Source organism: Massilia sp. MS-15 (assembly GCF_020176695.1).
GTDB classification, from domain to species: domain Bacteria; phylum Pseudomonadota; class Gammaproteobacteria; order Burkholderiales; family Burkholderiaceae_D; genus Telluria; species Telluria hydrophila.
Map to the genome: position 1 here is coordinate 1 of NZ_JAIWIA010000078.1, position 8,627 is coordinate 8,627.

Below are 8,627 nucleotides of genomic sequence, written 5' to 3' on the forward strand. Positions count from 1 at the left end.
TTTTAGCTATTAGTGAGGATCGTTATCATTCACTCTGCAGTGTTAGCAAAGCAGAGGGAATGGAACCATGGTCGCCGTCGCAAAGAAAACTAGCCAGGTAGCAGCTCACCTGATCATCGCATTTTCGATCACCTACGCCCTGACCGGCTCACCGCTCGTCGGTGGATTGGCGATCCTTGTCGAGCCAATGATGAATGTGCTGCTGCTTCCCTTTCATGAGCGTGCCTGGTTCGTGTGGCGCCGCCGCACGTCGTCTCGCTTCGGGCCCTCCATCGCCATCGCGGCGGAAAAGCTGAGCCAGGCACTACTGCACATGGCGGTCGCCTTCGGCGTGATGTATGCGGCGACCGGCTCGCTCGCGTTTGGCGGCCTGGCCGCCGTGCTGGAGCCATTGTGCAATGTACTGCTGCTGCCAATCCACGATCGCTTCTGGGACCGACTTGCACTACCGATGAGTTCTCCCGTTGCTCTCGCATGATCACTTCCGGCGCAGTCGCTGCAGGCCTGCTGGAAGGAGATTGAACAGCCGCGCCATCAGCTGCAACTGCCACGGAAAGATAAAATGTGCTTCGCGGCGCCCGATGGCTCCGACCATGCGCCTGACAGCGGCGGCTTCGGATTGCAGAAAAAGTTTGCTGCCGGCGTCGCCGCCATTCAGCTCACGCAGGCGTGCGGTGTCCACATAGCCGGGCACGATCGTGGTGACAGCGATTCCGAAAGGCAGCAGGGCCTTACGGTAGGCGTCGCAGATGCCGATCGCGGCACGCTTGCTGGCACTGTACAGCGAGCCGCCCGGATACTCTTCCAGCAGTCCCGCGATCGACGCCACCGCGACCAACTGGCCATGGCCCTGCTCCCGCATCAGCGTAGCAGCCGTATCGAAGGCTTGGGCCAGGCCAAGGACGTTGGTCTGCACGATGCCGATACCCGCGTCAGGTTGCGCAGCCAACGTGGCTGCGTCGGCATATTGACCTGCTGTCACGATCAGCACGTCCAGCCCCCCGATGCCGAAATGCCGGATAGCGTCTGTCAGCGCCGCGCGGTCGGCGATATCGAATCCATAGCCGCGCACCTGCGGATGCAGGGTGAGCCAGTCGCAGCCCGGCCCTGCAAGCCTACGGCTGCAGACAGCCAGCTGCGCGCCCTGCGCGAGGTAATGCAGGGCCAGTGCACGCCCGATGCCGCTGGCGCCGCCAATGACCATGACTTTCATGCGCCCCTCGCACCGAAGGCGAGCATGCCCTTGCGGTAGCCATACTCCCATTGCGCGCGCACCTGCGCGGCATAGGCTGCATGCTTGTCCGGCACGGCCAGCCCGATGCGCTGCCGGCGCCAGAAGATGCGCTTGCCGATGCCGGACCCACGCAAGGCACGGACAGCGTCGCGCGTGTCGAACCAGGCATCGGCATGCTGGACATGCACGTGCCGCAGGCGCGCCGCGCCATCGATGCCGAATACAGTGCGCAGCGCCGGCAGGGCCAACCACCGGTTGAACGGTATCTTGCGCTCCATGAGCACCTCGCGTGCGAGCCGCTGCGCCAGCTCGATGGGAAACAGGTCGATTACTCCGCCGGTGTAAGACCGGCCGGCCCAGACGTGAACAGGGAAATAGAACATATCGGCGATCGACACCCGCACCGCATCGGCGATCGGCATCGCGCATTCCACCCGCAAGGCGCTGGCGATGGCACCGCCGCTCCAGCGTGGATCGGCCGCCGGCGCCGGCATCCCTTCCAGCAGCGCTGCCGCACGCTCAGGGCAGAAGAGCACCTGGGCGAACAGCTGCCGCGTGCCGCGGGCGCTTCCCACGGCGTCCGCCCCATACAGTAGCTGGCCGCCGACAATGGCCAATGCGGGCGGGCATCCCGCATCGGCAGCCGTCAGCGGCAGCGGCATGGTCGGCGGCAGCGCAAACAGATGGTCGCGGAACAGGTCGACGGCACGCGGCGCCGCTGCGCGCGCCAGCCAGCGCCGGGCCGCGCCAACCAGCACGCGCACGGGAGACATGCCCGGCACCGGGGCGATCCCGCGCAGGTAAGCGTACATCTCCGGCGATGCCAGCCAGTCGCGGCGTGCCTGCGCGTCCGGCAGCCCGGCGATCACCGCCGCGGCGATCGCACCACCGCAACTGGCCAGCAGCAGGTCCGGCGCGCGGCCGCAGTCTTCCGCCGCCGCGTGCACGCCCAGATAGCAGCCGAAACGAAACCCGCCGCCAGCCAGGACCAGACAGCGCCGGTACTGTTCAGTATTTTTCAATGTCTGCATAATGTCCACATGCGAGAGCGAGCACAGGGAGGGCGATCAGGGCGGCCGCCAGCGCAGCTGCCCGTGCGCGAACGCATCCGGCACCTGCTGCTGAACTGGCTCATCTTCGGCCTGTGCTATCCAATCGCGAACCTGCTCGCACAACAGGAACAAAGGCAAGTGCAGCGCAGCCTCGCAATCGACCTGGATGCGTCTATCCCCTTCCTGCCCTGGATGGTGCTGCCCTACGCCAGCGCGGGCTTGCTTTTTACCCTGGTGTTCTTCCTGGTGCGTAGCGCCGAACAGTTGCGGGTTGCCAGCCGGCGCCTGACGCTGGCCACCGTGACTGGCTGCCTGGTGTTCGTCTTCTTCCCCGCCCGCTTTTCGCTGTCGCGCCCCGTGGTGGCGGATGCCGTGCCTGCAACGCTGTTCCACTGGCTCGAGCTGGTCGACCAACCCTTCAACCAGTTTCCCTCGCTGCACGTCGCCTATTGCGTGATCATCTGGTGCGCGTTGCATCCGCTGTGCCATGGTGCCGTCCGTGCGCTGTTGGCGGCGTGGCTATTGCTGGTGGCTGCCAGCACGCTGTTCACCTGGCAGCATCACCTTCCCGATGTTGCCGGCGGCTTGCTGTGGGGTGCCGTGACGGTGCGGGCGATCCGTCCAGGCGCAACGCGCCGCCATACGGTCGCCTTCCATTACGCGATCATGGCCGCGCTCCTGGTACTGCTTGGGGTCGGCGCGCTGCGCAGCTGGTTCGCGGCCTACGCGGCGGTCTCGCTGTTGCTGGTCGCGGCCGCCTACCACGGACGGTACGCCGGCTTCCTGCGCAAGCGTGGCGGGCGCCATCCGCTGTGCGCCTGGCTGCTGTTCTGGCCCTATCTCGCCGGGTACTGGCTGACCTGGATGCTGGTGCGCCTGCGCGAGCGGCGGCAGGCGCCTTTCGTCCGGCAGGCCCCCGGCCTGTGGACCGGGCGGCGCCTCAGCGACGCCGAGGCCAGGAGCCTGCCGCAGGGGTGCCATGTCATCGACCTGTCCGGCGAGCTGGCGGAAGCGCCGGCACTGCGGCGCCATGGCTACAGCCACTTTCCGCTGCTGGACTTGCAAGCGCCGCGGCCAGGGCAGTTGCTCCAGGTGCTGGCGGCGCTCGCTCGCCTGCATGAGAATGGTGTGCCGGTCTACCTTCATTGCGCCATGGGCTACAGCCGCTGCCATCTGATCGCCCGCCTTTACATGAGAAAACGCCGCCAATGTCCTATTCGATCTACCAGCTGAAACCGCGCTTCCAGCAGCTCCTGCGGCCCGCGCTAGCCGCACTCGGGCGCATGGGTGTGACGCCCAACCAGCTCACGCTCGGTGCGATGACGCTGTCGCTGGTCTACGGCGCGGCACTCGCCATCGCGCCTGCCAGTATCGCCCTCTGGTACGCGCTGCCACTGGTCCTGCTGTTGCGCATGGCCCTCAACGCACTCGACGGCATGCTGGCTACCGCCACCGGCCGGCAGACCGCGATGGGCGCGCTGCTGAATGAACTGTGCGACCAGGTCTCCGATGCCGCCCTGTACCTGCCTTTCGCGCTGGCCGCCGGCGCATCGGCGCCGCTGGTCGTGATCGTCGTGGTGGCTGCGCTGCTGGCGGAATTCGCCGGCGTGCTGGCCCAGGCGACCGGCGCGGCCCGCGCCTACGATGGTCCGATGGGCAAGAGCGACCGCGCCGTCGCGTTCGGGCTGGCCGCCCTGCTGCTCGCCGCGGGTACCGCGCCAGCCTGGTTCAATGGCTTGCTGCTGCTGGTGCTGCTCCTGTCGCTGCTGACCATCTTCAACCGTCTACGGCGGGCGCTCCGTCCTTGCGCGCCAAGGACACCGTAAAGATCCCGTCCACGCCGATCGCTGTCTCAAGCTTGTGCGCACCGGCCAGGGCCACCAGGGCATCCATCTCGGCCTGGGGACGCGGGCGCATGGTCCATGGTCGGCCACGGTGGTTGGTCAGGGTGCGGGCAATCGTTTCCAGCTGCGGATGCCATGGCTGCGCCGTATAGATCAGGTAGCCGCCTGGCTTCAGGCAGCGCACGACAGCCCGCAAGGACGCGCCCACCTGCCCGTTATCGCTGAACAGTTCATACAGTCCAGAGACGACCGCGATGTCGTAGAGGTCTTCCTGCCCCTGGTAGCTGGCTTCGCTGAACGCGTCGCACACGCCAAACGCGATCGGAACCCGCAGTTGCAAGTCAGTTGCCAGGCGCCGCGCATTGTCGACGTTATGGCCCAGATAGTCGCGCAGGGTCAGCTCGATGCGGTGATCCTGGAAGCGCTTGACCGTCTCCAGCAGATAGCGCGCCGATCCCGCTGCGATGTCCAGGATGCGCAGCGTTTCCTGGCGCGGATGGGCGGCGATGCGTTCGGCCAGCATGCGCTGCAGCTGCGTGCGGCGCACGCGCACGCCGCGCCATCCAACCGCGTCGAGATAGGCGCGGTCGATCAGTTTGCCGATTCCCAGGCGGCCCGAGGCCTGGTCGCGGTACACATAGTCGAGCGACTCGCCCGAATCGAATCCGTGCGCCTGGCCTATCCGCATGCCCTCGCTGAGCGGGCCGAACACGCGCAGCATGCGCCGCTGGATGGCGAAGTACAGGCGCGCTGGAACACTGCCGCCGCGTCCAAGCGCAGCATAGGCGCGTGCCGCCGTCCCGTCCCGATCGGCAGCGGCGTAAGACGCCGGCTCCGGTAACGGCGCCGCAAAGCAGGCTTCGATAAAATCGACGCTCGCCTGCACCGCGGTCGTGGCGTCGCGTTCATAGAACACGGCGTGATAGCAGTTTTCCAGCCTGAGGTAGCGCTTCAGTGGCGAGGCCAGGCGCGTGAAGAAATGCCGCTGCGGCGCCTCGCTGACGACGTAGTCCTTGTCGGCGGCCAGCATCATCACCGGCAGGTCGATGGCGGCGGCATCGGCAACGATGCGCTGTGCCGTATCGGCCAGTTCAAGCAGGAGCCTGGCCGAGATGCTTTTTGCGATCAGGGGATCCGCGGCATACGCGCGGGCTTCGTCGGCGCAATGGGTGAGCATGCCGGGACGGATATAACTGCTTACGAACAACGCGCGCCTGAAACGCAGTGCGCAACGCAACGCGGGCCTGGCCAGCGGTACATAGAGCTTGATGTGGAAGGCGGCCGCCGCCATGACCAGGCCGCGTATCCGCGGCGCGTAGTCGTGCACCCAGGTCGCAGCGACCACCGCGCCGACGCTGTTGGCAACCACGATCATGTCCGCGCGTGCGATCGCATGACGCGCCTCCACGTGGCGCACGAAGGCATCGAGGTCGGCGACGAGGGTGGCGACGTCGGGCGCATCGCCACGCAGGCCGGGAGAGTAGCCATGGCCGCGTGCATCATAGGCAAATGCCCAGTCCTGATGCAGACCGAAGCGCTCGACCAACCCGCCGATCCGTCCCGAATGCTCGTGGCCACGGTGTAGGAAGATCAGTGCCCGTGGTGGACGATCGACCGGGGGAGCCGCCGGCTGCCACGCGCGGTAAAACAGGCGGGTGCCATCGGCGCTGTCGAATCCCGACTCGATGGTGCTCCAGGTTCTTGGGTGCTCGAGCTTCATGCTTGTCCTTATGCGATGTCGCGAAGTAGGCAGTACAGCAGGGGCGCGGTCAACACCAGGCTGTCGACGCGGTCGAGGATCCCGCCATGGCCGGGAATCAGTGCCGAGAAATCCTTGATCGCCAGGCTGCGCTTGGCCGCTGAAAACATGAGGTCGCCCAGGAAGCCTGCCAGCGACAGCAAGGCCGCGTACAGGGCGAGCGTGCCTGCATCCGCCAGCGACAAGTAGGTGCCAAGTGTCCAGCTCACGAACTGCGAGATCACCAGGCCGCCTGCCAGGCCTTCCCAGGTCTTGTTGCGGCTGAGGGCAGGTGCGATCCGGCGTCGGCCGAACAGCTTTCCAGCGCCGAACTGGCCAATGTCGTTCAGGGCGGTGAGAGTAAACAGATAGAAGAGCCAGCCGAGGTTCGCACGCGGCCCGAAAGGCAATGCGGAAAACAGGGTGAGCACGTACATCGCGCCTGTGGTGGCGAGCAGCAGCAGCCAGACGATCCTGCATGGCGAATAACGCAAGCGACAGCGCAGGGCCTGCAGGACGATTGCGCCGGAGATCAGGAACTGCGCCAGGGCAGGCTGCCGCCAACCGACCAGGAGGACAAACATGCCAAGCGTGGCGGCGCCGAACCGGAAAAAGGCAGGCTTGCCGCGATAGTGCCGGCCAAGTTCGCGGCAAGCCAGCAGGAAAACAGTACAGGCCAGCACAGACGGGCCGAAGGGATAGGTCAGCAGGGCCAGGCTGATGGCCGGGAAAATCCGCCACCACGCATTGACCTGGTGGCGCAACATGCCGGGGGCCGCTGCGCTCGTCCTGATGGTGACGGAGAGGGAGCTTGTCGCGAGCAATCCGTACAGGACCAGGCTGGCGATCGCGATCCGAACACCGGTGTCAAAAAACGGAAATATCGCGGCCATGTCCGCCTGCACTGAGTTGACTGCACTTTGTAGTTGCACTTCGTTACTTGCAATTCGTTAAGTGTAGCGACGGGCCGCGTGTGTGGCGGGGTGTGATTCTTGCGCAAAATCAAGGCAGGAGCATATTCCGCGCATGCGGCGGCACTCGCGGACGAGTACGCTTTTAATCAGACTCAAGCATTCGTCATCAGCATGCAACTTCAGCCATGCAGGTGGTCATAGTGATTCCATTTAATGTTACTGAAGGAATCATCGGATGAGAAAACCAGTTAGCTCCAGATCGAAACGAAGCGTGCAGTCTCTGCTGTGCTGTGCTGCTGTCCTTGCCCTGCATGCATGCGGTGGCGGTGATGGCGGTGCGGACGATGCCAGGGCGTCTGCGCCAGCGGCGGCCATGGAGGACGATTCCGCCGTGGACGCAGTGATCGTCACGGGTGCAGCAAGCGCGGACGAGCCAGAGCAACTGTCCACTGCCCACGAGGGAATATCAATGATGGATGATGGCGGTGCCCATGCGGCAGAGATCGCTGCAAGCTCCTTGCCTGCACCGCCCCCCGCCATCAGCGCCCTCGAACAGGACGTACCCGCACAGGAAGACATGGCGATTGAAAAAGCCGCGCAAGCTGCCCAGGATGCGCTCGCAGTCACGCAATACCATCTCTATGTCGCAAGCGATGGGTCGGATAGGAATCCAGGGACGAAAGATCTGCCGTTCAAGAGCATCACCGAAGCCTCGCGTGCCGCCAGGCCCTCGACCACCATTCACGTCGCGCCAGGGACATATCGGGAAAACGTGCTTACCCGCCCCAGGACGAACGCAGCAGGGCGCGTCAGCTTCGTATCCAGTATACCCAGGGCGGCGAGGATTATCGGCAGCGGCACTGGAGCGGTATGGACAAACCGCGGCAATCACGTCGATATCGTCGGCTTCGATATCAGTGGGACAGGACGCATCGGGATCGCAAACCTCGGCTCGCAGACCACCATTTCGGGCAACCATGTGCACGATATCAAAGTGTCCGGAGGATGTACCTCCGCTGGAGGCGCCGGTATCGTCAATGCGAACTATGCTGGCTCCAATGCCGACATCATCGGGAACCTGGTCCACGATATCGGGACACCCGGTTCCTGCAACGGCGTGCAGGGGATTTACCACTCGAACAAGCGTGGCAGGATTCAGAACAACGTCGTCTATCGCGCGTCATCCTTCGGGATTCACTTATGGCATGCGGCGACCGATGTGGTGATCTCGAATAACACCACGTTCCAGAATGGTTCGAAACGCATGGGAGGTGGCATCGTGATCGGTGCAGGCGACAAGCCAGGCAAGATCGTAGTAAACAACACGCACGTTTCTAACAATATCGTCGTACAGAACCCGCGCTTCGGGATTACCCAGTACTGCTACCGGGGTCAGAACTGCATTGGCGAGACCAACACCGTGGCCAATAATCTCATCTATGGCAATGGCGTCAATCTCGTGATGAAAGCGGGCAAGGCGAGTGGAACGATCATGGCGGATCCGCAATTCGTGCGCTATGCACCTGATTCAGCCGCGGGCAATTATGGATTAAAGAGCACGTCCCCGGCGATCGACAGAGGGATGCGCGTTCATGCGCCGCTGCTGGACATCGTCGGCATCAAACGTCCGCGTGGAGGAGGCGTTGATCTTGGCGCCCACGAGAGTCATTGAGCTGTATCGGGAAGCCAAACGAAAAAACCCCGCAGAGATCACTCTGCGGGGTTTTTCATATAACTAGCCTGACGATAACCTACTTTCACACTGGTTGCAGCACTATCATCGGCGCAAAGTCGTTTCACGGTCCTGTTCGGGATGGGAAGGGGTGGGACCGACTTGCTATGGTC

General features: G+C 64.2%; 8 protein-coding genes and 1 rRNA gene. 4 read left to right on the forward strand and 5 right to left on the reverse strand.

Annotated elements, in window-relative coordinates; all coding sequences use genetic code 11:
• Positions 1–67 precede the first annotated feature (67 nt).
• Complete coding sequence (locus LCI23_RS20160; RefSeq protein WP_224948240.1) at positions 68–478, forward strand: DUF2061 domain-containing protein; 411 nt, start codon at positions 68–70, stop codon at positions 476–478.
• Here LCI23_RS20160 and LCI23_RS20165 read toward each other — a convergent pair whose 3' ends face one another.
• Positions 479–1,213, reverse strand: a complete 735-nt coding sequence (locus LCI23_RS20165; protein ID WP_224948241.1) for an SDR family NAD(P)-dependent oxidoreductase — start codon at positions 1,211–1,213, stop codon at positions 479–481.
• Positions 1,210–2,265 carry a hypothetical protein gene (locus tag LCI23_RS20170; RefSeq protein ID WP_224948242.1) on the reverse strand — a complete coding sequence of 352 codons (1,056 nt, stop codon included), beginning with the start codon at positions 2,263–2,265 and terminating at the stop codon, positions 1,210–1,212. Before LCI23_RS20170 ends, LCI23_RS20165 begins: the two co-directional genes overlap by 4 nt.
• A gap of 63 nt (positions 2,266–2,328) precedes the next feature.
• Here LCI23_RS20170 and LCI23_RS20175 point away from each other — a divergent pair, with 63 nt between their 5' ends.
• Positions 2,329–3,519, forward strand: a complete 1,191-nt coding sequence (locus LCI23_RS20175) for a phosphatase PAP2 family protein (protein WP_224948243.1) — start codon at positions 2,329–2,331, stop codon at positions 3,517–3,519.
• A complete protein-coding gene (locus tag LCI23_RS20180; RefSeq protein ID WP_224948244.1) occupies positions 3,495–4,112 on the forward strand; it encodes a CDP-alcohol phosphatidyltransferase family protein in 618 nt (205 codons plus the stop codon). The genes LCI23_RS20175 and LCI23_RS20180 overlap by 25 nt, the downstream gene beginning before the upstream one ends.
• Here the strand turns inward: LCI23_RS20180 and LCI23_RS20185 are convergent.
• Together LCI23_RS20185 and LCI23_RS20190 are read right to left on the reverse strand one after the other, a co-directional pair.
• Positions 4,063–5,850, reverse strand: a complete 1,788-nt coding sequence (locus LCI23_RS20185; RefSeq protein ID WP_224948245.1) for a bifunctional alpha/beta hydrolase/class I SAM-dependent methyltransferase — start codon at positions 5,848–5,850, stop codon at positions 4,063–4,065. The two genes, LCI23_RS20180 and LCI23_RS20185, sit on opposite strands and share 50 nt — an antisense overlap.
• Before the next feature lie 8 nt (positions 5,851–5,858).
• Positions 5,859–6,761, reverse strand: coding sequence for a phosphatidate cytidylyltransferase (locus LCI23_RS20190; protein ID WP_224948246.1), 903 nt, complete (start codon positions 6,759–6,761; stop codon positions 5,859–5,861).
• A 394-nt stretch (positions 6,762–7,155) separates the two neighbouring features.
• Here LCI23_RS20190 and LCI23_RS20195 point away from each other — a divergent pair, with 394 nt between their 5' ends.
• Positions 7,156–8,454 (forward strand): right-handed parallel beta-helix repeat-containing protein, encoded by a 1,299-nt coding sequence (locus tag LCI23_RS20195; protein WP_224948247.1) that lies wholly within the window; start codon positions 7,156–7,158, stop codon positions 8,452–8,454.
• Between the two features lie 66 nt (positions 8,455–8,520).
• Here LCI23_RS20195 and rrf read toward each other — a convergent pair.
• Positions 8,521–8,627 (reverse strand): 5S ribosomal RNA (rrf, locus tag LCI23_RS20200); the annotation flags it as partial.